This is a genomic window from Actinosynnema sp. NPDC023587, assembly GCF_040640215.1.
In the GTDB taxonomy this organism is placed as follows: Bacteria; Actinomycetota; Actinomycetes; order Mycobacteriales; family Pseudonocardiaceae; genus Actinosynnema.
Genome location: NZ_JBFABG010000001.1, coordinates 556,598 through 581,087, shown reverse-complemented (window position 1 = coordinate 581,087; position 24,490 = coordinate 556,598). Strand labels below are relative to the sequence as shown.

The 24,490-nt window shown below is 70.1% G+C and carries 25 protein-coding genes and 1 CRISPR repeat array; of the genes, 16 read left to right on the top strand and 9 right to left on the bottom strand.

The annotated features are described in order from the left end of the window. Positions 1 to 174: 174 nt before the first annotated feature. A complete protein-coding gene (locus AB0G01_RS02915; protein ID WP_360939007.1) occupies positions 175 to 474 on the top strand; it encodes a hypothetical protein in 300 nt (99 codons plus the stop codon). 73 nt (positions 475 to 547) lie between these two features. On the opposite strand, the gene AB0G01_RS02910 is transcribed toward AB0G01_RS02915, so the two are convergent. Together AB0G01_RS02910 and AB0G01_RS02905 are read right to left on the bottom strand one after the other, a co-directional pair. Beyond that, positions 548 to 1,135 (bottom strand): nitroreductase family protein, encoded by a 588-nt coding sequence (locus AB0G01_RS02910; RefSeq protein ID WP_360939005.1) that lies wholly within the window; start codon positions 1,133 to 1,135, stop codon positions 548 to 550. Then, positions 1,135 to 2,337 carry a hypothetical protein gene (locus AB0G01_RS02905; RefSeq protein ID WP_360939003.1) on the bottom strand — a complete coding sequence of 401 codons (1,203 nt, stop codon included), beginning with the start codon at positions 2,335 to 2,337 and terminating at the stop codon, positions 1,135 to 1,137. Before AB0G01_RS02905 ends, AB0G01_RS02910 begins: the two co-directional genes overlap by 1 nt. Before the next feature lie 113 nt (positions 2,338 to 2,450). On the opposite strand from AB0G01_RS02905, the gene AB0G01_RS02900 reads away from it, so the two are divergent. The 3 genes from AB0G01_RS02900 (at position 2,451) to AB0G01_RS02890 (ending at position 6,323) form a co-directional block, all read left to right on the top strand. Then, entirely contained in the window at positions 2,451 to 3,716 is a 1,266-nt protein-coding gene (locus AB0G01_RS02900) for an aspartate kinase (RefSeq protein ID WP_360939001.1), read from the top strand. Then, complete coding sequence (locus AB0G01_RS02895) at positions 3,713 to 4,774, top strand: aspartate-semialdehyde dehydrogenase (protein ID WP_360938999.1); 1,062 nt, start codon at positions 3,713 to 3,715, stop codon at positions 4,772 to 4,774. Before AB0G01_RS02900 ends, AB0G01_RS02895 begins: the two co-directional genes overlap by 4 nt. A 118-nt stretch (positions 4,775 to 4,892) precedes the next feature. Continuing rightward, a complete protein-coding gene (locus tag AB0G01_RS02890) occupies positions 4,893 to 6,323 on the top strand; it encodes a gluconokinase (protein ID WP_360938997.1) in 1,431 nt (476 codons plus the stop codon). A gap of 30 nt (positions 6,324 to 6,353) precedes the next feature. Here AB0G01_RS02890 and AB0G01_RS02885 read toward each other — a convergent pair whose 3' ends face one another. Next, entirely contained in the window at positions 6,354 to 7,532 is a 1,179-nt protein-coding gene (locus tag AB0G01_RS02885; RefSeq protein WP_360938995.1) for an MFS transporter, read from the bottom strand. A gap of 85 nt (positions 7,533 to 7,617) precedes the next feature. Here AB0G01_RS02885 and AB0G01_RS02880 point away from each other — a divergent pair, with 85 nt between their 5' ends. Together AB0G01_RS02880 and AB0G01_RS02875 are read left to right on the top strand one after the other, a co-directional pair. After that, positions 7,618 to 8,037, top strand: a complete 420-nt coding sequence (locus AB0G01_RS02880) for a Fur family transcriptional regulator (protein ID WP_360938993.1) — start codon at positions 7,618 to 7,620, stop codon at positions 8,035 to 8,037. A gap of 29 nt (positions 8,038 to 8,066) precedes the next feature. Beyond that, complete coding sequence (locus AB0G01_RS02875; RefSeq protein WP_360938991.1) at positions 8,067 to 9,515, top strand: catalase; 1,449 nt, start codon at positions 8,067 to 8,069, stop codon at positions 9,513 to 9,515. Positions 9,516 to 9,642: 127 nt separating this feature from the next. Here AB0G01_RS02875 and AB0G01_RS02870 read toward each other — a convergent pair whose 3' ends face one another. Beyond that, positions 9,643 to 10,710, bottom strand: a complete 1,068-nt coding sequence (locus AB0G01_RS02870; RefSeq protein ID WP_360938989.1) for an alpha/beta hydrolase — start codon at positions 10,708 to 10,710, stop codon at positions 9,643 to 9,645. Between the two features lie 79 nt (positions 10,711 to 10,789). Between AB0G01_RS02870 and AB0G01_RS02865 the strand changes: the two genes are divergently transcribed. From AB0G01_RS02865 to AB0G01_RS02855, 3 genes are all read left to right on the top strand, one after another. Beyond that, complete coding sequence (locus AB0G01_RS02865; RefSeq protein ID WP_360938987.1) at positions 10,790 to 11,350, top strand: NAD(P)H-dependent oxidoreductase; 561 nt, start codon at positions 10,790 to 10,792, stop codon at positions 11,348 to 11,350. A 123-nt stretch (positions 11,351 to 11,473) separates the two neighbouring features. Further along, positions 11,474 to 11,896, top strand: a complete 423-nt coding sequence (locus AB0G01_RS02860; RefSeq protein ID WP_360938985.1) for an organic hydroperoxide resistance protein — start codon at positions 11,474 to 11,476, stop codon at positions 11,894 to 11,896. Between the two features lie 16 nt (positions 11,897 to 11,912). Then, positions 11,913 to 12,389: a DNA starvation/stationary phase protection protein gene (locus tag AB0G01_RS02855; RefSeq protein ID WP_360938983.1), complete on the top strand. Its 477-nt coding sequence runs from the start codon at positions 11,913 to 11,915 to the stop codon at positions 12,387 to 12,389. Positions 12,390 to 12,461: 72 nt separating this feature from the next. On the opposite strand, the gene AB0G01_RS02850 is transcribed toward AB0G01_RS02855, so the two are convergent. The 3 genes from AB0G01_RS02850 to AB0G01_RS02840 all read right to left on the bottom strand — a co-directional run bounded on the left by AB0G01_RS02850 (position 12,462) and on the right by AB0G01_RS02840 (position 15,455). After that, the gene (locus AB0G01_RS02850; protein ID WP_360938981.1) at positions 12,462 to 14,270 is read right to left on the bottom strand and encodes a prolyl oligopeptidase family serine peptidase; all 1,809 of its coding nucleotides are present in this window, start codon (positions 14,268 to 14,270) and stop codon (positions 12,462 to 12,464) included. Beyond that, entirely contained in the window at positions 14,267 to 15,067 is an 801-nt protein-coding gene (locus tag AB0G01_RS02845) for a methyltransferase domain-containing protein (protein WP_360938979.1), read from the bottom strand. Before AB0G01_RS02845 ends, AB0G01_RS02850 begins: the two co-directional genes overlap by 4 nt. A gap of 166 nt (positions 15,068 to 15,233) precedes the next feature. Beyond that, positions 15,234 to 15,455: a hypothetical protein gene (locus AB0G01_RS02840; protein ID WP_360938977.1), complete on the bottom strand. Its 222-nt coding sequence runs from the start codon at positions 15,453 to 15,455 to the stop codon at positions 15,234 to 15,236. A gap of 719 nt (positions 15,456 to 16,174) precedes the next feature. Here AB0G01_RS02840 and AB0G01_RS02835 point away from each other — a divergent pair. Then, positions 16,175 to 16,378, top strand: coding sequence for a hypothetical protein (locus tag AB0G01_RS02835; RefSeq protein WP_360938975.1), 204 nt, complete (start codon positions 16,175 to 16,177; stop codon positions 16,376 to 16,378). Between the two features lie 699 nt (positions 16,379 to 17,077). Beyond that, positions 17,078 to 17,490: a CRISPR direct-repeat array (repeat unit 28 nt; unit sequence GTCTTCCCCGCGTACGCGGGGGTGTTCC). Between the two features lie 694 nt (positions 17,491 to 18,184). On the opposite strand, the gene AB0G01_RS02830 is transcribed toward AB0G01_RS02835, so the two are convergent. Together AB0G01_RS02830 and AB0G01_RS02825 are read right to left on the bottom strand one after the other, a co-directional pair. Continuing rightward, positions 18,185 to 18,760: a hypothetical protein gene (locus AB0G01_RS02830; RefSeq protein ID WP_360938973.1), complete on the bottom strand. Its 576-nt coding sequence runs from the start codon at positions 18,758 to 18,760 to the stop codon at positions 18,185 to 18,187. A 1,043-nt stretch (positions 18,761 to 19,803) separates the two neighbouring features. Next, positions 19,804 to 20,565, bottom strand: a complete 762-nt coding sequence (locus AB0G01_RS02825; RefSeq protein WP_360938971.1) for a GntR family transcriptional regulator — start codon at positions 20,563 to 20,565, stop codon at positions 19,804 to 19,806. 283 nt (positions 20,566 to 20,848) lie between these two features. Here AB0G01_RS02825 and AB0G01_RS02820 point away from each other — a divergent pair, with 283 nt between their 5' ends. Genes AB0G01_RS02820 through AB0G01_RS02795 form a run of 6 tightly spaced genes read left to right on the top strand, consistent with a single transcriptional unit; the run spans position 20,849 to position 24,005 of the window. Beyond that, a complete protein-coding gene (locus AB0G01_RS02820; protein ID WP_360938969.1) occupies positions 20,849 to 21,187 on the top strand; it encodes a hypothetical protein in 339 nt (112 codons plus the stop codon). After that, positions 21,178 to 21,375, top strand: coding sequence for a hypothetical protein (locus AB0G01_RS02815; RefSeq protein WP_360938967.1), 198 nt, complete (start codon positions 21,178 to 21,180; stop codon positions 21,373 to 21,375). The genes AB0G01_RS02820 and AB0G01_RS02815 overlap by 10 nt, the downstream gene beginning before the upstream one ends. Further along, positions 21,372 to 22,724 (top strand): replication initiator, encoded by a 1,353-nt coding sequence (locus tag AB0G01_RS02810; RefSeq protein ID WP_360938965.1) that lies wholly within the window; start codon positions 21,372 to 21,374, stop codon positions 22,722 to 22,724. Before AB0G01_RS02815 ends, AB0G01_RS02810 begins: the two co-directional genes overlap by 4 nt. Next, entirely contained in the window at positions 22,721 to 22,984 is a 264-nt protein-coding gene (locus tag AB0G01_RS02805; RefSeq protein WP_360938963.1) for a helix-turn-helix domain-containing protein, read from the top strand. The genes AB0G01_RS02810 and AB0G01_RS02805 overlap by 4 nt, the downstream gene beginning before the upstream one ends. Further along, a complete protein-coding gene (locus AB0G01_RS02800) occupies positions 22,984 to 23,583 on the top strand; it encodes a hypothetical protein (RefSeq protein WP_360938961.1) in 600 nt (199 codons plus the stop codon). The genes AB0G01_RS02805 and AB0G01_RS02800 overlap by 1 nt, the downstream gene beginning before the upstream one ends. Then, positions 23,550 to 24,005, top strand: coding sequence for a site-specific integrase (locus AB0G01_RS02795; protein WP_360938959.1), 456 nt, complete (start codon positions 23,550 to 23,552; stop codon positions 24,003 to 24,005). The genes AB0G01_RS02800 and AB0G01_RS02795 overlap by 34 nt, the downstream gene beginning before the upstream one ends. The last annotated feature ends 485 nt before the right edge of the window (positions 24,006 to 24,490 follow it).

Here is a 24,490-nt window from a genome sequence, read left to right as displayed (position 1 = left end):
GAAGCCGCGACGGGGGGCCGGTCTGGTCAGACCCCGTCACGGCGGCGAAGCAGGAGGGCACGTGCCACGCCGACACAATAACCGGAATCCGCCCGTAGGTGGAACCGAGCGCCCAGATGGTGGAATTTCACCCGTTCGTGTTTCACCCGGCAGGGCGTCGGGCATCTCTTTCGCATGTCCAGATCACGAACCTCAACGCGCAGCGGAGGCTTCACCGCTGCCCGGGTGATCAGCGGTGTCGGCGCTGTCTTCGCGCTCATCGAGGTGCTCTACATCCTCATGCTCCTCTTCGGGGCGAACCAGGCCAACGCGTTCTTCCGGTTCATCCAGCAGCTCGCGGAGCCGCTGGCGCTGTTCTTCCCCGGCCTGTTCCAGTTCGGCAACGCCAACCTCGACGTCATCGTCAACTACGGCTTGGCGGCGGTGTTCTGGCTGGTCGTCACCGGCCTGCTGGCCCGTGCCGTGGCCAGGTAGTCCGCGCGGTCACGTCGGCGGGTCGGGGCGGACGAGCCCCGGCCCGCCGACGTCGTTGCGGCACGTGGTCCGGTCAGCGGTGGTCGGACCGCTCTCCGGTGGACCACGGCGTTCCCCACGTACCGGTGAACACGATCTCGGACAGCGGTTTGCGCTCGCGCTCCCGCAGTTCCCGCGCCCGCAGTTCCTCCGGCAGGAGGTCGGCGTCACCGAGTTTTCCTACGGCGACGACCACGACGGGCACAACATCTTCGGGGAGCGCGAACTCCCGCGCTGCGGCCTCGTGGTCGAAACCGCCCATCTGGTGGGTCACCAGACCCAGGTCGACGGCTTGCAGCGCCAGGTTCTGCACGGCCAGCCCCAGCCCGAACTCGGTGTTCGGCACCGGTCCGCGCTCGTCGGTCGTCGCCCGTGCGCCGAGCAGCAGCGCGGACGCGCGCCCCGCCCACGTCTGGTTGCCGGGCCGCAGCACGTCGAAGATCCGTCGGAAGGTGTCGTCGCCGCGCTGTCCCACCAGGAACCGCGCGGGTTGGGTGTTGCCGTGCGAGGGAGCCCACCGGGCGGCCTCCAGCAGCAGGGTCAGGTCGGCCTGGTCCACGGTGGCGTCCGCGTCGAACGCGCGCGGGCTCCAGCGGTCGGCGATGATCGGGTTGAGTTTCATCAGATCGCATACTGCCAAGCCGTGATGGCGTACGCGCCGAACCACGCGCTGAACACCGCGATCCCGACCAGCACCGCCACCGCCGTGGACGTCCGCCGCCGCGCCAGCGCGAGCGCCACCGGGACCAGCAGCGTGAACGCGGGCAGCAGCAGCCGCGCCTTGGAGTTCATCAGCCCGTTCGACCCGAGGTCCATGGCCAGCACGCCCACCCCGTACACGACCAGCGGCCACTCCAGGCCGCGCCGCAGCCCGACCACCACCAGCGCGATCGCCACGACCAGGAACCACACCGTGGCCAGCTCCAGCACCGAGCGCGGGTCGCCCAGCACGAGCAGCGCGAACTTCCAGGTGGCCGCGCCACCGTCGAAGCGGGAGTCCCAGCCCTCCTGCTGCACCGCGAACCAGCCGTTCCACCGGCCGGTGCGCACCGCCGCGTACCCGAGGTAGCCGAGCAGGCCCAGCGGCGCGATCGCCCCGCCCACCCACGGCCGGACGCCGTCCTTCCGGGTGATCGCGGCCACGACCGCCGCCGCGCACACCGCGAGGACCAGCGCCGCCGCCGTGGGCCGCACGAGCCCGGCCGCCGCGCAGCACGCGCCCGCGAGCAGCCACCGCCGTTCCAGCACGCCGACCAGCGACCACGCCGCCAGCGCGCAGAACGTGGCCTCGGAGTAGGTCATCGACAGCACGACCGCCATCGGCGACGCGGCGAACAGCACCACCAGGACCAGCCCGGCCCGGCGCGACCCGCCGAACACCCGCCGCCCCAGCCGGTGCAGGCCGTACGCGCAGCACAGCCCGCTCACCAGCGACACCGCGAACCCCGCGCCGACCGGCGTGACGCCGGGCAGGTGGTCCACCCACCGCACCAGTGCCGGGTAGCCGGGGAAGAACGCCAGCGGCGTCTCGTCGGTGCGCCGGGAGAACGCGTCGACCAGCCCGCGGTCCACGTTCGCGTAGCCGCCCTCGGCGATGCCCAGGAACCACTGCCCGTCCCACGCGGTGAGGACCCGGGTCAGGTCCTTGTCCCACCGCTCGGACATCACCCGGAGCACCAGCAGCCCGGTTTCCCGGACCAGCAGGTAGAGCACGGCCGGCGCGAGCGCCGAGGTCACCCGGTGTCTCGCCGCGCGCGCCAGCCGCTCGCGCACCGGCACCGGTGCGCCCTCCGGCTCCACGTGGACGGCCTCCAGGGTTGACACGACCACGAGGGTAGTGCCCGTCACGGTCCCCGCTGTCCGCCTCGCCGGACGGGTAGTCTGCCCTTCGAGCTGGGGTTTCCCCGCTCAGGCTTCGGCTCGGAGGGAGAGGATCTGTGGCGCTCGTCGTCCAGAAGTACGGCGGTTCCTCGGTCGGGGACGCCGAGCGGATCAAACGGGTGGCCGAGCGCATCGTCGCGACCCGCAAAGCCGGCAACGACGTCGTGGTGGCCGTCTCCGCGATGGGCGACACGACCGACGAGCTGCTCGACCTCGCCCGCCAGGTGTCCCCGGTACCGCCCGCCCGCGAGCTGGACATGCTGCTCACCTCCGGTGAGCGCATCTCCATGTCGTTGCTGGCGATGGCGATCCACTCGCTGGGCGCGCAGGCGCGCTCGTACACCGGCTCGCAGGCCGGTGTGCTGACCACGTCCGTGCACGGCAAGGCGCGCATCATCGACGTGACGCCCAGCCGCATCCAGGACGCGCTGTCCGAGGGGGCCATCGCGATCGTCGCTGGCTTCCAGGGCGTGAGCCAGGACAGCAAGGAGATCACCACGCTCGGCCGGGGCGGCACCGACACCACCGCCGTGGCGCTGGCGGCGGCCCTCAAAGCCGACGTGTGCGAGATCTACACCGATGTGGACGGCGTTTTCACCGCCGATCCGCGCATCGTGCCCAACGCCCGCCGGCTGGAGACCATCACCTACGAGGAGATGCTCGAAATGGCCGCGTGCGGGGCCAAGGTGCTCATGCTCCGCTGCGTCGAGTACGCCCGTCGCTACGGCGTCCCGGTGCACGTCCGATCTTCGTTCAGCAACAAGCCCGGGACCATCGTGTCCGGGTCAGTGGAGGACCTTCCCGTGGAACAGGCGATGATCACCGGCGTCGCGCACGACCGGTCCGAGGCCAAGGTGACCGTGACCGCGGTCCCCGACCACCCCGGCGTGGCGGCTCGGATCTTCCGGGTCGTGGCCGAGGCGGAACTCGACATCGACATGGTCGTGCAGAACGTCTCCCAGGCCGTGTCCGGCCGCACCGACGTGACCTTCACGCTGTCGAAGGACGACGGCCCGCGCGCGGTGGCGGCGTTGGAGAAGGTGCGCGCGGAGATCGGCTTCGAAGCCGTCCTCTACGACGACCACGTGGGCAAGGTGTCGCTGATCGGCGCGGGGATGCGCTCGCACCCCGGCGTGACGGCGACGTTCTGCGAGGCCCTGGCGACGGCCGGGGTCAACATCGAGATCATCTCGACCTCGGAGATCCGGATCTCGGTCATCTGCCGGGACACCCAGTTGGACGACGCGGTCCGTGCGCTGCACGACGCGTTCGAGCTGGGCGGGGACGAGCAGGCCGTGGTGTACGCGGGGAGTGGACGATGAGCCCGACGCTGGCCCTGGTGGGCGCGACCGGTGCCGTGGGCACCGTCATGATCGACATCATCAACCGCCGGCCGTCGGTGCCGTGGGGCGAGATCAGGCTGATCGCCTCGCCCCGGTCGGCGGGCAGGAAGATCACCGTGCGCGGCGCGGAGCTGACCGTCGTCGCGCTGTCGCCGGAGGCGTTCGACGGCGTCGACGTCGCCATGTTCGACGTGCCGGACGAGGTGTCCGCCCAGTGGGCACCGATCGCGGCGGAACGCGGCGCGGTGGCGGTCGACAACTCCGGCGCGTTCCGGATGGACCCGGACGTGCCGCTGGTGGTGCCCGAGGTGAACGCGGCCGAGATCTCCGCGCGCCCCAAGGGGATCATCGCGAACCCGAACTGCACGACGCTGTCCATGATGGCCGCGCTCGGCGCGCTGCACCGCGAGTTCGGGTTGCGCGAGCTGGTGGTGGCGTCGTACCAGGCGGCGTCCGGTGGCGGCCAGTCCGCGATCGACCGGCTGTACGCCGAGCTGGAGGCGTTGGCGGGCAAGGAGGTCGGCGTCCGCGCCGGCGACGTGCGGGAAGCCCTGGAGGCGGCGGGCCTGCCGGTCTCCGACTCCCCGTTCCCGGCCCCGCTGGCGCTGAACGTGGTGCCGTGGGCCGGGTCGCTCAAGGACGACGGCTGGACCAGCGAGGAGCTCAAGGTCCGCGACGAGTCGCGCAAGATCCTCGGCATCCCGGACCTCAAGGTGTCCGCCACCTGCGTCCGGGTGCCCGTGGTGACCACGCACTCGTTGGCCGTGCACGCGACCTTCGCCCGCGAGGTGACCGTCGAGCAGGCGCACAAGATCCTCGCCGAGCAGCCGACCATCGTGCTGGTGGACGACCCGGCGGCGAAGGAGTTCCCGACGCCCGTGGACGTCGTGGGCGAGGACCCGACCTACGTGGGCCGGGTGCGCCAGGCGCTGGACTTCCCGAACACGCTGGACTTCTTCGTGTGCGGGGACAACCTGCGCAAGGGCGCGGCGCTGAACACCTACGAGATCGCCGAAGAACTGGTCGGCCGGCTCTAGCCACCACCCCCTCCCGACCCCGCCGGAACCCGGTCCACCGGGCTCCGGCGGGGTCGTCGGTTCCTCCGGGTACGGGCGGGACGGCCCGGCGCGGGCGGCGGGCGGGTAGGTTCGCGGCATGGCTGAGGCAGTGCTGGCAGTGGATCTCGGCACGACGGCCACCAAGGTCATCGCGGTCGACCGGAACGCGGGTGTGCTCGCCTCGGCGGAGCACGGGTACCCGATGCGCACCACGCCGTCGGGCGAGGCGACGCACGATCCCGAAGTGGTCTTCCAGGCGGCGCTCCGGGCGTTGGCGGAGGTCGCCGCGCAGGGGCACCGGGTGCGCGCGCTGGTGCTGACCGGCGCGATGCACACGTTGCTGGGCCTGGGTTCCAGCGGGATGCCGGTCACCCCGTCGTTGAGCTGGGCCGACAACCGGGCGGTGGCCGAGGCGTCCCGCCTGCGCGGCACGCCCGAGGGCCGTGCGCTGCACCGGGCCACCGGCACGCCCGTGCACCCGATGTCGCCGCTGGTGAAGCTGGCCTGGTTCACCGCGCACGGGATCACGGCCCATTCCTGGTGCGGGCTCAAGGACTTCGTCGCCCTGCGCCTGACCGGCCGACTGGCCACCGAGCACTCGTCCGCGTCCGGCACCGGGTTGATGGACCTGCGGTCGCTGGCCTGGCACCCCGACGCCCTGGCGTTCGCCGGGGTGCGCGCGGCGGCGCTGCCCGAACTCCTGCCGCCCACCACGGCGTTCCCGCTCGTCCTGGACGTGCCCGGCATCCCGCGCGGGGTGCCGGTGGTGCTCGGCGGCGGTGACGGCCCGATGGCGAACCTCGGCGTCGGCGCGGTGGTGCCGGGCGTCGCGGCGGTGTCCATGGGGACCAGCGGTGCGCTCCGGGTGGTGCGCGACCGGCCCTCCGTGGACGAGCGGGGACGGGTGTTCTGCTACGCCATCGCCGACGGCTTGTGGGTCTCGGGCGGTGCGGTGAGCAACGGCGGTGTCGTCGCGCAGTGGGCCGCCGACACGTTCCAGGTGGACGTGCCGACGTTGCTGCGGGAGGCCGAGGGCGTCCCGCCGGGGGCGGCGGGCGTGGTCGCGCTGCCGTACCTGCTGGGGGAGCGGGCCCCGTGGTGGGACCCGGACGCGCGGTCGGCGTTGATCGGGGTGCGGCGGGAGCACGGTCGCGCGGAGATCACCCGGGCGCTGGTGGAGGGCGTGGCGCAGCAGATGGCGCTGGTGCTGGACGCGGTGCGGTCGGTGGCCGAGGTGCACGCCGTGCGGGTGACGGGCGGCGCGTTCCGCAGCGCCCTGTGGGGTTCGGTGCTGGCGTCGGCGCTCGGGCTGGACCTGGAGGCGGCCGAGGACAGCGAGGGCTCGGGCGTCGGCGCGGGGCTGCTGGCGTGGTACGCGCTGGGCGAGCTGCCGGACCTGCGCGCGGCGGCGACGTTGATCAAGCCGACGCACGTGATCAAGCCGGACGCCGTCGCGCAGCACTACTACGCCCGGCACCGCCCGGTCGTGGAGCAGCTCTACGAAGCCCTGAGCGCGCTGGGTTTCTGAGCGCGGCGGCCGGTGGCCCCGGGGGCGTGTTCACCGGGGCAGCGCCACGCGCGGTCCGCGACTCCTGGACGTCAGCGCCAACGAGCCGGCGGCGATCGCCACCGCGCCCAGGCCCGCCACGAAGTACCCCCACGCGGGCGACGAGTGGTCGATCACGAACCCGGCGAACGGCGCGCCGAGCGCCGCGCCCAGCGTGAACGCCGACCCCTGCAACCCCATCGCCTCGCCCCGCGCCGAGCCCGGCGTCATCCGGGTGATCGCCTCGCCGGTGCCGGCGATGGTCGGCGCGCACAGGAGGTTCGTCGGCACCAGCGCGAGCGCCAGCACCCACGGCGTGCCGACGAACAGCCCGATCGGCACCGCGAGCACCCCCATCAGGCCCATCATCACCCACACCGGCGGCACCCGGTCCAGGCCGCCGTAGACGAACCCGCCGATCAGCGACGCCACGCACATGACCACGATCAGCGCGCCCGTCCAGGGGGTCAACCCCATCCCGCGCATGCTCGCGACCACGGCGACCTCGACCCCGGAGAGCACGAACGTCGCGCCGCCCGCGCTGATCAGCACGCCGACCACCGGGCCGGTCAGCCACTGGGCGCGCGGCACCGGCGCGCCGTGGTCCGCGTCGTCCCGGATGGGCGGGTTCACCGCGTACAGGACCAGCCCGAACACCACCATGGACGCGCCGATCGCCCACATCGCGACCCGGCTGTGCCAGTGCGTGGTGAGGAGGACGCCCAGCGCCGGTCCGGCCATGAACGCGACCTCGACGGCCATCGAGTCCATCGCCAGCGCGGTCCGCCGCCCCGCCTCGCCGACCAGGGCGGTGGTGACCTGCCGGCCGATCTGCATGACCGGCATCACCGCGATCCCGGACACGAAGCAGGTGACCAGCAGCACCTCGAACGACAGGAACGGCGCGATGAACCAGAACAGCGCCTCGGACAGCATGGAGAGCAGGAGCATCGCGCGCAGCCCGCGCCGGTCGGTGAGCCGGCCCATCAGCGGCGCGCCGACCGCGATGCCGACGGTGGCCATCGCCCCGACCAGGCCCGCCGCGCCGTAGCCCCGTTCGAGGCTGAGCAGCACGTGCATGGTGATCGTCATGCCCGCCGCCGTCGCGGGCACCCGGGCGACGAGCATCAGCAGCATCAGCGACGGCAGCCGGGGCGTGCGCAGGACCGCGAGGTAGGGCGCGAGGTTCACCAGCCCATCTTCACGCGTGCGGGCAAGAGGTTTAACCCTTCGTTTTCTTGACTGATTCCAGAAAACGTGATGAGGTGGTGGAGCTATGACCCCAGGACCACGTGAGCTGCTCAAGGACGCCGGACTGCGCATCACCGCGCCCCGGATCGCGGTCCTGGGCTGGCTCGCCGAGCACCCGCACGCGACCGCCGACCAGGTTGCGGAAGGCGTGCGGGCCAGGTTGGGGGCCGTGTCCACGCAGGCCGTCTACGACGTGCTCAACGTGTGCGCGCGAACCGGCCTGCTGCGCCGCATCGAGCCCGCCGGGCACCCGGCCCGGTACGAGACGCGGATCGGTGACAACCACCACCACCTCGTGTGCCGGCACTGCGGGCGGACCGAGGACGTCGACTGCGTCCACGGTGCCGCGCCCTGCCTGGAGCCCTCGGACACGGTCGGCTTCGCCGTGGACGAGGCAGAGGTCCTGTTCTGGGGTACGTGCCCGGACTGTCGTCCGACCACCTGACCGCCGCATCCGAAGAAGGAGCTACAAGCGTGACCGAAGTGCGTCACACGACCAACAACGCGGGCATCCCGGTCGCCAGCGACGACCACTCCCTGACGCTGGGCGCGAACGGCCCGATCCTGCTCCAGGACCACTACCTGATCGAGAAGAACGCCCAGTTCAACCGCGAGCGCGTGCCCGAGCGGGTCGTGCACGCCAAGGGCGGCGGTGCGTTCGGCCACTTCGAGACCACCGAGGACGTCAGCCGCTTCACCAAGGCCGCGCTGTTCCAGCCGGGCGTGAAGACCGAGACGCTGCTGCGCTTCTCGACCGTCGCCGGCGAGCTGGGCTCGCCCGACACGTGGCGCGACCCGCGCGGCTTCGCGCTGAAGTTCTACACCAGCGAGGGCAACTACGACCTCGTCGGCAACAACACGCCGGTGTTCTTCCTGCGCGACCCGATCAAGTTCCCGGACTTCATCCGCTCCCAGAAGCGCCGCGCCGACACCGGCCGCCGCGACCACGACATGCAGTGGGACTTCTGGACGTTGCAGCCGCAGACCGCGCACCAGGTGACGTGGCTGATGGGCGACCGGGGCATCCCGAAGACGTGGCGGCACCAGAACGGCTACGGCTCGCACACGTACCTGTGGGAGAACGCGGCCGGCGAGAAGTTCTGGGTGAAGTACCACTTCAAGTCCGACCAGGGCATCGAGACCCTGACCTCCGACGAGGCCGCCCGGATCGCCGGCGAGGACGCCGACGCGCACCGCGCCGACCTGTGGCACGCCATCGAGCGCGGCGAGTTCCCGTCGTGGACGCTCAAGGTCCAGGTCATGCCGTACGAGGACGCCAAGGACTACCGCTTCAACCCGTTCGACCTGACCAAGGTCTGGCCGCACGGGGACTACCCGCTGATCACCGTCGGCAAGCTGGTCCTGGACCGGAACCCGGCGGACTACTTCGCGGAGATCGAGCAGGCCGCGTTCGAGCCCACCAACCTGGTGCCCGGCATCGGCACGTCCCCGGACAAGATGCTGATCGGCCGCATCTTCGCCTACCCGGACGCCCACCGGTACCGGATCGGCGCGAACTACGCCCAGCTCCCGGTGAACCGGCCGAAGTCCCCGGTCAACTCGTACTCCAAGGACGGCGCGATGCGGTACTCCAACGCGTCCGACCCGGTGTACGCCCCGAACTCGTACGGCGGCCCGCACGCGAGCGCCGCCACGGCCGGCGAGACGGTGTCCGCGTACGGCGTGGAGGACGGCGTCGTGCGCTCGGCGTACACGCTGCACGCCGAGGACGACGACTTCGGCCAGGCCGGCACCCTGGTCCGCGAGGTCATGGACGAGGCCCAGCGCGAGCGCCTGGTGCAGACCGTGATCAACCACGCGGGCAACGGCGTGTCCGCCCCGGTGCTGGAGCGCGTCTTCGCGTACTGGCGCAGCGTCGACAAGGAGATCGGCGACAAGATCGCCGCCGCCTTCGGCAAGTAGGCACTACCGACCGGATCGGTCGTCACGGCGGGGAGGGGCTCCGGCTCCTCCCCGCCGCGCTGTCCGCCCGCCGTGCTGTCCGCCCGCCCGGCCCCGGGGCGAACCCGCGCCGGGGCCGGCCGGACCCTCACGCCGTCTCGGCCACGCCCTTGCGCGCGTTGGCCAGGGCCAGTCCGGTGCGCAACGCCCCGACCGCTTCCGCGACCGCCTCCCGGAACACGCCGCCCACGCCGAGGATGTTCGCGTAGCCGTGGAACAGCCCCTCGTACCGCCGCAGCACCACCGGGACCCCCTGCGCCGCGAGCTTCTCCGCGAACTCCTCGCCCTCGTCGCGCAACGGGTCGAACCCGGCGGTGGCCAGGTAGGTCGGCGGCAGCCCGCTCAGGTCCTCGGCCAGCAGCACCGACAGCCTGGGGTCGGCGTGCGCCGAGCGGGACGGCGCGTAGTGGTTCAGGAACCAGTCCATCTTGGCGTCGGTCAGGAAGAACCCGTTGCCGAAGACCTCCCGCGACCGGCGTCGCGCGGTCGCGTCCACCGCCGGGTAGAACAGCAGCAGGAACACCGGTTTCACCGCGCCGGCGTGCAGCGCCGTCACGGCCGCCAGGTTCCCGCCCGCGCTGTCCCCGCCGATCGCGATCCGGGTCGGGTCGACGCGCAGTTCGGCGGCGTTCGCCGCGGCCCACTCGAACGCCGTGCGGGCGTCGTCGGTCGCGGCCGGGAAGGGGTGCTCGGGGGCGAGCCGGTAGTCCGCCGACAGCACCCGCACGCCCGCCTCGACGGCCAGGAACCGGCACAGGTTGTCGTGGCTGTCCAGGTCACCGCTGACCCAGCCGCCGCCGTGGTAGAAGACGAGCAGCGGCGAGCCACCGGGCAGGCCGTGCGGGGTGTAGAAACGGCCGCCGACGCCGTCCATGGTCACCGCGCGGACCGCGACGCCCTCGACCGCCGGTCCGGACACCAGGGCGTTGCTCCGGGTCAGCGCCGCCCGGGTGGCGGCGGGCGAAGTGGTCCGCCAGTCCTCGCCGCTGAGCTGCTGGAGCCGCAGCAGCAGGTGGGCTTCGGGGTGCAGGCGCTGGCCGTCCAACGTGATCGGCGGGCCGGTGATCAGCCTGCGCAGCGGCCGGGGCAGGCCGAACGCGAATCGCAGGGCACCGGCCAGGAAACCGGGGGGCAACGACTCGGCGAGCTTCGACATGAGACGCAGGTTACCCGCGAGTAGGACCCGCTGCCAGGGTGTGGACCTCCAGCTAGGTCGAGGTGGCAGGATCGGGGGCATGACGGTCACGGTGGTGGGCATCGGCGGATCGCTGCGCCCGAATTCGCAGTCCGAACGCGCGCTGCGGATCGCGCTCTCCGGTGCGGCGGACGCGGGCGCGGAGGTCATCGAGGTGAGCGGCCCGGAGCTGGTGCTGCCGTTCTACGACCCGGCCGTCGCCGACCGCCCGGACAACGCCCGCCGCCTGGTCGAGGCGCTGCGCGCGGCGGACGGCGTGGTGCTCGTCTCGCCCGGCTACCACGGCACGGTGTCCGGCCTGGTCAAGAACGCCCTGGACTACGTCGAGGACCTGCGCGGGGACTCCCGGGTCTACCTGGACGGCCGCGCGGTCGGCTGCGTGGCCACCGCGCGCGGCTGGCAGGCGTCGGTCACCACGCTGACCGCGCTGCGCTCCATCGTGCACGCGCTGCGCGGCTGGCCCACCCCGCTCGGCTCGGCGATCAACTCCGGCGAGGTCGAGTTCGACCTCGAAGGGGGCTGCTCCGATCCCACGGTCGCGGACACTTTGCGCACGATCGGGCGACAGGTCGCCACGTTCGCCATGTCACAAGCCGGTTGACGGCTCTACTGGACGGGTAAGCCTTGACCGGCGTGAGCTGCCGCCCCACGCGGAGCGGTCCGGTGCGAACCGGGTGTCGAGGGGAAAGAGGAACTCCGAGCCACCAGCTCGAAGGAGAACGTGATGCAGGTGCTCTACACGGCGGAGGCGACCGCGGTCGGCGACGGCCGCGACGGCGAGGTCCGCTCGGCGGACGGCGTGCTCGACCTGCGGCTGACCACGCCCACCGAGCTGGGCGGTCCCGGCGGTGACCGGACGAATCCCGAGCAGTTGTTCGCGGCCGGGTACGCGGCGTGCTTCCACAGCGCGCTGAAGGTCGCCGCCCGCCAGGTGAAGGTGCCGACGCCCGCGACCGAGGTCACCGCGAGGGTCGGCATCGGCCCGGACGGCGGGGGCGGCTACCAGCTCACCGTGGCCCTGCACGCGCACCTGCCCGGGGTGGAGCAGCCGGTGGCCGACGACCTGGTCGCGCGGGCCCACCGGATCTGCCCGTACTCCAACGCCACGCGCGGCAACATCGAGGTGGCTCTCACCGCCACCGTGTGAAGGAGGCGCTAGCACCATGGCCAAGTCCCCGATCACCAGTCCGCTGTCCGAGTCGGACAAGAAGGCCGTCGCGGCGGTGCTCCAGGCCACCCTGGTCGACCTGATCGACCTGTCGCTGGTCGCGAAGCAGGCGCACTGGAACGTGGTCGGCAAGAACTTCCGCAGCGTCCACCTCCAGCTCGACGAACTGGTCACCACGGCGCGCACCTACACCGACGAGGTCGCCGAACGGGCGTCCGCGCTCGGCATCTCGCCGAACGGCAAGGCGAAGACCGTGGCCGAGTCGTCGGGTGTGCCGCAGATCCCGGACAACTGGCTCAAGGAGGACGACGTCATCGCGGCCGTCGTGACCGCCCTGGCCAAGCTGGTCGAGCGCATGCGCTCCCGGATCGACGAGACCGACAAGTCCGACCTGGTCAGCCAGGACCTGCTGATCGAGATCACCAAGCAGCTCGAACAGGCCCACTGGATGTGGCAGGCCCAGCAGGCCTGACCCGCCCGCACACCCCGTCGGCAGCCCGCGGACCCGGTCACCCGGGTCCGCGGGCCCGTCCGCGCCGGTGGCTCAGAGGAACTTCCGGACGAACGCGACCTCGGCCGCCGTCTGCCGGATCGTCTCCGCCACGACCAGCGACCCGTGCCCGGCGTCGTACCGGTACACCTCGTACGCCGCCCCGCGCGCCGCCAGCCGGTCCAGGTAGTTGTCGATCTGCCGGATCGGGCAGCGCGGGTCGTTCTCGCCCGCCAGCACCAGCACCGGCGCGCGCACCGCGTCCACGTAGGTCAGCGGCGAGCACTCGCGGTACCGGTCCGGCACCTCCTCGGGCGAACCGCCGAACAGCGCCCGGTCGAACGCGCGCAGCGGCTCCATCTCGTCCTCGTACGCCGCCAGGTAGTCGGCCACCGGCACGCCCGCGACGCCCGCCGCCCAGCGCTCCGGCTGCGTGCCCAGCGCCAGCAGGGCCAGGTACCCGCCCCACGACGCGCCGTTGACCACGCACTTCGCCGGGTCCGCGAAACCGGACGACACGGCCCAGTCGTGCACGGCGGCCACGTCCTCCAGCTCGGTCAGGCCCGGCCGGCCCTCGATCGCGTCCCGCCACGCCGAGCCGTAGCCGGTGGAGCCCCGGTAGTTGACGTGCACCACGGCGTACCCGGCGTCCAGCCACACCGCGCGGTAGGCCGAGAACCGGTCCTCGTCCGCCGAGTGCGGGCCGCCGTGCAGGCTGAACACCGTCGGCAGCGGGCCGTCCGGCGCACCCTCGGGCCGGGCGACCAGCGCGTGCACGTCACCGACGAACACGTCCTGGAGCTCCACGGACGGAGCCGCCCGGTGCCCCTGCGGTTCGAGCAGCACGCGCTCGTCGCCGTCCACGTCCAGCACCCGCACCACGCCCGGCCGCGCGCCCGACGACCAGGAGAACTCGACCGCGCCGTCCGGGCGCGCCGACGCCGAGCCGACCGTCCCGTGCGGGGTGTCCAGAGCGGACAGCGCGCCGGTCTCCAGGTCGTAGCGGTGCAACGTGTTGCGCGCCTGGAACGTGTGCACGACCAGCAGCGAGCGGGCGTCCTCGTACCAGTCGGCGCTGATCTCGCCGGGCAGGTCGATCGCGATCTCCGTCTCGGTGTCCGCCGCGACGTCCCAGATCAGCAGCTCCTCGCGACCCCGGCGCTCGTGCAGCACGAGCAGCCGGTTGTCGCCGGGCACCGGGCTGAAGGCGATGGCGTCCAGGCCCTTGCCGGGGCCGTCCCACTTCTCGCCGACCGCCTCGCCGGTCGGCGTGACCACGCGCAGCGCGGTGTGCCGGTTGTCGCCGTGCTCGGAGTGCGCGAGCGCGAGCAGCGACTCGTCCTTGGACAGCGCCGCGATCCCGCCGTCGTTCTCGTGCGCGTAGACCACCTCGGCCGGGCCGCCGTCCCGCGACACGTAGACCGTGGTGCCGTCGTCGGTGGAGGTGCCGATGGCGACCAGCCCGTGCCCGATCTCCAGACCCGCCGGGTAACCGGCCGGCACGCCCTCGACCGCGGGCTTCGCGTCCGCGCCGGGGCGGAACGGCTCGCTGACCCACACGCCGAACTCGTCGCCGTCGCTGTCGGCGAACCACCAGATGGTCTCGCCGTCCGGGCTGAGCGCGCCGTGCGACGTGCCGTTCGGGCGGTCGGTGACCTTGCGGTGGGTGTCCGCGCCCCGGTCCCAGGCGTAGATCTCCCAGACACCGCTGGAGTTCGACAGGTAGAGGTTGCGGTCCGGGGCGTCGTCCGCCCAGCCGGGCAGGCTGACCCGCGGCGCGGTGAACCGGTCCCGCCAGCGGGCCTCGGCTCCGGCGTCGTCGAAGAGCGGGTCGGGGATATCGGCGGTCGGGTGCGTCGTCACCCCTCCGATCCTGCCGGCTGGCGCGCGGTGACCAGGTAGTAGTCCAGCAGGCCGAGGTCGGCGGCGGTGCGCCACCGGCGGTCCCAGCGGTCCGGGGTGTCGCCGAGCTCCAACCACCGGTCCAGACCCGCCCAGACGTGCTCGCCGATGCTGTCCGCGCGGACGTCGACCAAGCCGGCGGCGCGCAGGTCCGCGGTGAACAGGTCGATCGGGTGGGGCAGGTCGAGACCGTTGGCGAAGGTGTGGAGGAGCTCGGCGAGCCGTGGGGCCGCGCCGTCGTGGCAGGCGAAGAACGAGGCGACGGCGAAGCGTCCACCGGGCGCGAGCACCCGGGCGCTCTCCCGCGTGAAAGCGGTGAGGTCGTCGAAGTGCTGGGCGGCTTCGACGGACAGCAGCCGGTCGAACGTGCGGTCGGGGAACGGCATCCGCGACGCCGAGCCGACCGTGAAGGTGACCCCCGCCGGAGCCGTCGCACGGGCGCGGGCGACCTGCTCGGGCACCAGGTCGATGCCGTCGAGGCCGCGCGGGTCGCGCAGGAGGATTCGCCGAGCGCCCCGGCCTCGTCCGCAGCCGACCTCCAGCACGCGGTCGTGCGGGGTGATGGCCAGGGCGTCCAGGACGACGTCGTACAGGGCCTCCTGGGAGGCGGTGCGCTGCTCGGTGGTCAGCCCGCCGTCGAGCGGGATGCCCGCCCAGTAGCCGAAGTTGATGAAGCCGCCGGAGAAGGCCGGGTGGTTCGCCAGGTCGCCCGTGCCGTAGATCCGGAGGAGCTCGGCCCTGGTCGTGTCGTCTGCCATGCCCCCGATCGTGCCGGGGCCGATCGTGTCGGAACTCCCCGTGCCGGCACGACGCTGCGGACGTCGTGCGGTGCGGTGCGGTGTGTGGTGCGCGGCGGTGCGGAGGTCGCCGTGCGCGGTTCATGCGATTCGTACGCGGTCATACGCGGTCATACGCGGACGTTGGCTAATCGAGTTCTTCGGCGAAGATCTGGTCCATCTTGCGCGAGGCCTTCGTGAGGGCGTTCACGGCGAGGCCCGCGATGGCCAGCACGAGACCGGTCACGACGCCCGCCGTGGGCGAGGCGAGCACGACCATCACGCCGGCCAGGCCCGCGACGACCATGCCCCAGGCGACGAGGTGGACCCAGTTGTCGGAGGTGGGTTTGATCGCGGAGACGATGCTCATGTTCGGCTCTCCCTAGCGCTGAAGCGTTCGTGACCGAGGCCTTGTCTCGTCTTCGCGCCGGTCCCGACCCTCGTTACGTTCCGTGAGTTGAATCAGCAATACTCACTCGTTTGGTGTAACAGAAAGTGACGAGTGCTCGCACACTCCACCACGCTACGTCAGGAATCGGCTACTCGGGTCAAAGTTCACTCCATCGTGCGACCTAGTCCACCGCGAGTAGATAACCGCACGCAGTAATCGATCTACTCCATCCGAGAGCGCGTGAGGGAGCGAAGCGGGCAAGCGCGACGTCACGTACGCGCAGACGATCCCGGCTCCGTCGACGTGCCCACGAGGTAGCCATCATCAAGACTGGGAGGGGGACGCTGACCCACATGAACCCCGGTACCCCGGCGCACCCGGTCAGACTCCCGGCACCCCAGGCCCCCGGCACCGTTGAGACCCGAGGGCCACACGCACCTGACCCGCCTGCTACCAAGCTCCTGAACCTGTCCTAAGACCCGAAAGGTGCCCACATGAGCCCCACCCGCTTAGCCGCAGCCCTGACGCTCACCCTCCTAGCCGCCTGCACCCCAACCCCACCCCCGACCGTCACCGAAACGGTCACCCAACCCCCACCAGCGGCCACCGCCCCGGCCACCACCCCGCCCGCCGACACCCCGCCCGCCACCACGCCACCCCCGGACTCGTCGGGCGCGAAGACGTGCACGGTCCCGAACGTGGTCGGTCTGGTCCACCAGACGGCGCAGGACACCATGCAAGCCGCCGGCCTCTACCGCCTGAAAGAAGAAGACGCCACAGGCCAGGGCCGCCTCCTGGTAGTGGACCGGAACTGGACGACGACCGCGCAGAACGTCGAAGCGGGCAAAGAAGTACCGTGCGACACAGAGATCGTGCTGGCGGCAAGGAAAACCGGCGAATAACCCCACCGCCCGCGCGAACCCGCCCCAGTACGGTCAACGGCGAAGGGTCGAACGTGGACCGCACCTCGTTCGACCCCTTGAACTCGAAGCCTTTCGGGGTCGACGTCGGCGTACGCGGTTTCGGACCGGTGCACGCTGCGGGCTGCTGCCTTGGCGTCAACCATCGCTGCCTCGGCCTGGCCCTGCAACGCCCAGAGGTCGGCCAGGCAGGCATCGGAGTGGCCGTGGGCGAGACCGGCGCGGCCGGCCTTGGCGAGTTGGACGGCGTGGTCGGGGTTGCCGGTAAGCGTCGCTTGATCGGACAGCCCAGCCAGGACCGTGCGCGCTCAGCTCGGGGCTGCCGGCGGTCTGGGGCATGCGCAAGGACTGGATCAGGTAGCGCTGGGCCAGAGAGTGTTCCCCGTTGTCGAACGCCATCCAGCCGAGCAGGTAGAGCTGTTCTGCGGCTGCTTCGAACAGCGCCCGTCCGTTCTCGGTGGTGGGTTCGTTGCTGCGGAGCAGGGGGCACGACCTGAGACGTCAGGTAGGTGGAGAGCTGTTCGCGGGCGTGCCCACCGCCGCGCATGACGTCAAGTTCCTGGAACACGCCGAACGTGCGGCGGATGACCTCATAGGGCTAGGCCCACCGGCGATATTCGAGACTGTGGCGCACCGAATGAAAACACGTGCACCAACAGGTAAAGTCCCTGCATACGAAGTGTCTTCCCCGCGTACGCGGGGGTGTTCCGACTTTCGCCGCGCGCAGGAACCTCTCGGTGCCGTCTTCCCCGCGTACGCGGGGGTGTTCCCACCTGCACGCGGCCGTGACCGGCTACGGCCAGGTCTTCCCCGCGTACGCGGGGGTGTTCCTCCTGTCTGTGGAGAGGCGGAAACCGTTGCCGTGTCTTCCCCGCGTACGCGGGGGTGTTCCGGGGAGTCGCAGTCGGCACTGCCAGACGACGGGGTCTTCCCCGCGTACGCGGGGGTGTTCCCATCGGTCAGCACGCGTTCGACGTCGTGGCCGGACAGTTCGGCGTGCGCGAGGTCTTCCCCGCGTACGCGGGGGTGTTCCCGCGCAACAGTGGCGGGACGCGGGCCGTCGTTCGTCTTCCCCGCGTCGCGGGGGTGTTCCGTCGCTGTGTCCGCCGCCATAGAGCCGACGGATGGCGCTCGCTACGCCGAAGCCGTCCTACTCCGAGCGGAAGCAGACGAGTCGATTATCGGGGCCTACATCGTGATGTCCCTGGTTGGCGGACCTCGGACCGAGGAGCCCGACCGCTGACGTGGTCGCACGTCGACTTGAAAGGCAACCCTGACGCCCCCGCCCGCCAACACCGCCCCACATCGCGGTGTCGAGCTGGAAGTACACCCTCGGGTGGATTATGAAGATCCTGCGGCACGCGCAGATGGACGTGACGATGGAGATCTACACCCAGGTCTCCACCGACGTGGCGCGGGCAGCGCTCCTGAAGCTCAACGACAGCCTGACCGGCTAGCTGCTGTACTTCACTGCTGTACAGACGACTCAGGGCCTGTCCAAAACCACTTTGGACAGGCCCTGATCAGTGTCGGGGTGACAGGATTTGAACCTGCGACCTCTTCGTCCCGAACGCTGTTGCCCTGGGTCGGTCAGTCCTGACTGGTACCGCTGACCTCGTGGTTCGTGTCGTCCCGTGCCCTTGCGTAGAGCCTCGTACCGGCTGGTTCGCTGACTGCGTGCTGACCAGTCGTTAGCTCTGGAAATCTGAGATTGCGGGCCCACGCGGCGAGGAGCAAGCAAGACACCACTTGGGTTGCCTGCCCCTCGCCGCATGGATCAGCGCACCATCACGCGGCCATCATCCAGTGGGTGACGTACTTCGCCGCTTCGGCCGCGAGGACTGCGTCCAAGTCGGCACGGTTCGTGTTGGCGCGCAACTTGAACGACTTACCCCGCCGCGTGTCGACAACCATCGGAACTGCGCCGAGCAAGATCGTCGGCATGGCGTGTTCCATGATGCGCAGCAACAGGTCGGCCGAGTCCTGCGTGAGGGGTGGCTCCTTCACGTAGGTCAAGACGATCACCTTTGGTGCCCTCGGCAAGGACAAGCCGATCAGGTGCCTGAGCGTGATGGTCAGGTTGCCGATGGTCCAGATCGTCTCGCTCTTGGCTGGGATCCCAGTGCCCTTCGCCCGGCGGAGCCAAGCGTCGAAGCCACTGGCGATCGCCTCATAGTGCGAGCTCATCTGCACGGTCGCCTTCGCGACCGACCTATCGAGCACGCTCCTGGGGTCGGTCGCCGTGACCGATCGGCGCATCGCGCTCTTGATCGACTCGTACCCGTAGAACCCCTGGTTGCTGGGGTCGTTGTACATGTTGCGCTGCGCCTTGACGATCTTGACGCAACCCTTGGGCGTGCTCATGGCGTAGTCCAAGAAGGACAGTGCGCCGATCTTGATTTGTGTCAACTGATGTATCACCTATCTCGTTAGGCAACACACCAAGCCTGTCGGGTGAACTAGGCCATACCCCCTGTCGCTGGGGGCATGAACGCTATATAGTCATGGTTGCTGAAGCCGCACTAATAGCGTCTGGTGTGATGCTGGCCACTTTTGGCTTATCCACCAGGGTATCACAAGAGACCGCTGTCCGCTCTTCCAATGAGTGTGATGTCGGTCTCTTTGTGTTTAGGCTTCGTCGCCTACGTCGTCATCGGGATTGGATGAGCCTCCTGGCTGCCACTCCCTGTGACGACCCCGTGATGTGAGTGTGAGGGACCACCCGTCCGGGCGCAAGCACTTCGAACCTGTGTTCGCCACAAGATGTTGTGCCATCCACAGCCTGTGGATACTTCATCTAGTGCGATTCATACGTGCCTCAGGACGTTGACCAGTAGTTACACGATTGTAGTTCGAGTTATCCACAGGGTTATCCACAGACTCGATCTGTTAGAAGTTGACTTAAAATCACCCGTATGGAGGATGCGCAAAGTGACTCAGCTCTCTAAATGAGGGCTTCGTGTCATCCCGCCGACCTGGCTCGCCCCAACCGCGCGTGTCAAGGGGGCACCTTCCGTCCACGGGATGGTTGGGCTGGGTCTGCCCCCTTGACGCGTGTGGTTGCCCTCGTGGAGGTCGGCGGGATGACACGAAACCCGGTCCCCGCTGGTTCGCGAGCTTGCCGTGGCTTCCGGTCATCCTGCTGGCCTGCCCGTCCGGCGAGGACATGTTCTTGGATTTGCGGACGCTGTGGGGTCGCTGGCGGGCTGCTCCTCGCCCGTCGCGCGGTCCCGGCCCGCCGCCCGACGCGGGACCGGCCGGAGGCCGCACGCCCGCTGCCGGGGCGGCTTGGAGAGGGCCGGAAAAGGACCTCGCGGCGGGGGTGGTGCTGCGCGGCCCGCCAGCGGCCCCGCAGGGGCCGCCTTGAACCAGTAGAGAAAATGCTCACCAGTAGGCCGAACCTGTTGCTACGCCTCGGGAACCCGGATCGTGTAGGACAGCGCGTAGCGATCGGCGGGCACGATGATGTCTGCGGTCTCTACCGGCTTGTCGTCCGCGTAGTACGTCCGCTCGATCGCCATGACGGGAACGCCTTGAGGCACCTCAAGCTTGTCGGCCTCGAAGGGCCTGGGCGCGCGGGCGTACACGTCCTCGGTCACGTGGGTGATGTGCACTCCGATGTGATCCATCCTTGGCACTACGCCGGTGACCTTGCCCGCTTCGGGCTGTTCGATGTCGGTACCCCTGGTGATCGCCAATGGCTCGTAGGACGTGGAGAGCATGGTCGGCACCTCGTCCACGAAGAACCGGTACTGCGTGCGCATGACGTCGTCGCCGGGTTCGATGCCTAGGCGGTCCGCTACGGCCTTGGTCGCCTTGGTCACTCGCGATTGGTACTCCCAATCAGCCTGCTTGCCTGCGGTCCGAGCGCTTTGGGCGAAGGGTGAGGCTGTTGGGCGCTTCCCGTACAGGTCGCCCATGACCCGCTTCTTGAGCGGCTTGTGCTGCCGGACGTAGGTACCGCTGCCCTGCTGGGTGCGAACCAAGCCCTCGGAGCGAAGCACGTTGATCGCGTTGCGAACCACGATCCGGGAGACGCCGTAGTCGTCCATGATCTCTTGCGCGGTCGGGAGCTGGTCGCCATCTTGCAGCTCGCCGTCAAGGATCTGTCGTCGTAGATCGTCCGCGATCTGGAGGTATGCGGGCCGACCTTCGAAGCTCCCGGTCATCGTCTTGGCCTCACTCTGCCTAGTTGGCGTCCACCCGATTCCAAGCCCCCTACCTGCTGTTATGACGTCGCGTGACAGCCAGTTGCAGCACTTGGCTAAAGGGTATACCCTTTTGTTGCTGGACAAAGAGAGCCCTCTTCGGCGGCTACCGAGAGGGCTCCCGTGACCCAGGTGGGCGGCTACCCGCCGGAGTCGTGTGCACCGCTAAGTGCCCTCTCAGGGTATCGCGCACGCCTGCCGCTGGAAAGCCGACCCGCCCGAGCGACCCTCGGAAGGGCTGGACATGGCGTTGGCAGTAATGGCCGATGAGCGGCCGGTGTTGCAGGACGTTCCCGCTCCTCGTGAGTTCCGGTTCTCGGACCCGAACCCGTTGACCTCGGGCAGCTATGCCCGGTCGATGTTCCGTGACCTGCCCGCGTTCGCGGATGTGGTGGTGGAGGACCGGTTGGGCATGTGCGCGGGTGAGTGGGATGTGTTGGTGGCGGACGGTGAGGTCTATGACTTCGTCAGCCCGGACGAGGTGTTCTGGGTCGGCCGGACCGAGTCGGGCTGGTGGACGCGCCGGTTCGAGCGTCCGGGCCTGGAAGTGGTCCGGGCCGACGAGGACGGGGCGTGGCCCTGATGACGGTCACGGAGAAGACCTGTTCGTGTGGTGGGTCCGGCCTGGTGGAGTGGCGCGGGCAGTGCGGTGTCTGCCGGGGCCGTGGCGTGATCGGCATCCTGGATGAGGCAGGCACGGCCGAGGTCGAGCGCGCGGAAACGCGGGCCTGGCTGGCGCGGCACGGGGCGTTGTCGGGGGTGGCGGCGTGACGACTGCCGCTCTGGTGTCCCGCCTGTCCACTGAGGACGAGCGGTTGACGAACCTGTTGCGCTCCAACGGTTACCGGTCCTGGCGACGCAAGGTTGAGTCCGTGGGCGGGTGTGCCCGTCCGGTCCGGCTGATCGGCTCGACCCGCATGGAGGACGCCTCGGTGGGCGTGGTCCTGGACGGCTTCGAGGGCTCGCTCCTGGTGCCGTGCGGCAACCGGCGTGAGGCCGTCTGCGAACCGTGCTCGGCCCGGTACGCCTCCGACACGTTCCACCTGGTCCGGGCCGGTCTAACGGGTGGTAAGGGCGTTCCCGAGACGGTCTCAGGGCACGTGCGGGTGTTCGCCACGCTGACCGCGCCGTCGTTCGGCCGCGTGCACAACCAGCCGCGCACCCGGTCGGGGAAGGCGCGTGCGTGCGGTTGTGGCGAGTTCCACCACGACGCGGACACCCGCCTCGGGACACCGCTGGACCCTGCGGCCTACGACTACGTGGGCGCGGTGCTGTGGCAGGCGCACTGCACGGAGCTGTGGCGGCGCTTCACCATCACCGCCGCCCGGCACCTGGCCTCCGCCCTAGGCCTGCGTCCCGCCGAGCTGCGCGAGCACCTGCGGATCTCCTACGCCAAGGTGGCGGAGTATCAGCGGCGTGGGCTGGTGCACTTCCACGCGGTGATCCGGGTCGACGGCCCGGACGGTCCCGACACACCCGCCCCTGCGGCCGTGACTCCGGAGCTGCTGTGCGGAGTGGTGCGTTCCGCGACTGCCTCCGTTGCGGTCACCACCAAGGACAGCGACGCGGTCGGCACCCGCACCCTGACGTGGGGCGAGCAGGTCGACGCGGAACCCATCGCCGCGCACGACTCCGACGACCCTGACGCGCTGCTGCACGATCGGCGCGTTGCCGGGTACATCGCCAAGTACGCCACCAAGGGCACCGGCGCCACGTCCGGCGTCGACTCCCGCATCAAACGCGAAGAGGCCATCGACGGCCTGGACGTCTCCGCGCACCACAAGGCCACCATCCGCACGGCCTGGCGGCTCGGCGGGCTACCGGAGTTCGCCGCGCTGAACCTGCGGCGCTGGGCGCACATGCTCGGCTTCCGGGGCCACTTCCTGACCAAGTCCCGCCGCTACTCCGTCACCTTCACCACCCTGCGCACGGCCCGCGCGCAACACCGCCTGGCCGAACACCTCGACCGCCTCGGCATCACCGACACCACCGACGTGGTCGTGGTCAACGACTGGGCCATGACCGGAGTCGGCTACCGCACCGACGCAGAACGCGAACTCGCCGCAGCCATCGCATCCCGCAAACTCACCCGCCGCACAGGGCAGGAGACCCCAGCATGAGCAACATCATCGCCTTCCCGCCCCAGCCTGACCCGTCCGACCGGGACGCGGGCTCGGTGCCGGTGATCGACTCGAACCGGCTGATCTACACCGTGGACGAGGCGGCCTACCTGCTCGACCTCAGCCGGGGCGCGGCCTATCAGGCCGTTCGGGAGGGCACCATCCCCGCTGAACGTGTCGGCCGTCGCTGGATCATCCCGCGCAAGCGATTCCACGCCTGGCTCGACGCCCTGCCCTACGACCAGGACGGGGGCCGCTGATGGGCCACGTCACTCCGACCGACTCGGGCAAGTTCCGGGCCAACTGGCGCGAGCCTGACGGCAAGCAACGGGCCAAGACGTTCAAGACCCGCAAGGAGGCCAACGCCTACCTCGCCGAGGTCGAGTCGTCCAAGAACGCGGGCCGCTACGTCAACCCGCACGCCGGACGTACCCTGTTCGCGGTGGTCGCGGAACGGTGGCTGGCGTCCCGCAACGACCAGCCGACCACGATCGCCCGTGACGCCTCGATCATGGCCAACCACGTCCTCGCCAAGTGGGCGGGCTGGCCGGTCGGCAGGATCGAGCACCTGGACGTCCAGGACTGGGTCACCGAGCTGGGCGGTCGCCTGGCTCCCGCGACCGTGGCCGAGTGCCACCGGCTCATGCGCGCGGTCCTCGGCGCGGCGGTCCGGCACCTGCTGATCGGCTCCAACCCGTCGTCCGGGTCGTGCGCACGATCATCGAAGTCGGCGGCCACACCTCCTACAAGCCGTTCCCGAAGACCAAGGTCGGCCGGCGGGAGATCCCGCTCCCGGCCTGGCTGGTGCCGATCCTTCGGGAGCACATGGCGACCTACCCGCCCAACGCAGATGGGCTGATCTTCACCAACGAAGCGGGCGGGCCGCTGCGTCGGACGCTGTTCCGGTCACGGGTGTGGAAGCCCTCCCTCGTCCGCGCGGGCCTGCTCGGCGAGATCCTGCCGGACGGCGACGGCTTCGAGGGCCGGTGGAGCGACGACCAGGGCGTCAAGCACGTCGAACGGTTCGCCAAGCACGACCAGGCCGTCCGGCACGTCGCCAAGTTCGCGGCGGGCGGCATGACGTTCCACGACCTGCGGCACTCGTACGCGACGTGGCTCGTGGACGATGGCGTGCCGGTCAACATGGCTCAATGGGTCCTTAGGCACGAGCACGCCTCGACCACGTTACAGCTTTACACCCGTCGCACGCTGGACCACGAGCGGAGCTTGAAGGCGCTCGATGACGACGACGATGACGGCCTGTGTCAGCCCGTCCGCTGACTGGATGCTGACCAGAACGCAAAACAGGGCCGGTATGTCTTGCGACATACCGGCCCTGAGCTGGTCGGGGTGACAGGATTTGAACCTGCGACCTCTTCGTCCCGAACAAGGTCCGGCAGCGTGCGCAACCTGCACCGCACCGCGAATACGCTGATCAGAGCGTCGGACGCTGTCGGTCCGTATCGGGTGCCAACGGGCCTTGGGAGAACTTCTTCTCCCAGATTTCTCCCAGCCACCAGCAGCCTCGTTCGCTGGTCGACGCCGTCGGCCTTTGAGCCCTGAGCGATGCTTGACGGAGTCGACCAGCTCAGCAAGACCGTCGCCACCATCGTGGCCGTGTACTACTACCACTCTTCTTCCTCTCAGAGTCAGAAAACAAACCCGCAAACCCGCACAACGTGGACAACAAGGTCTCTGAACTGCGAGGACAGGGAGCGGGTTTGGGTGCGGGTTTGGCTCGGGCGGCGGGTTTGAAACCCGCGTTC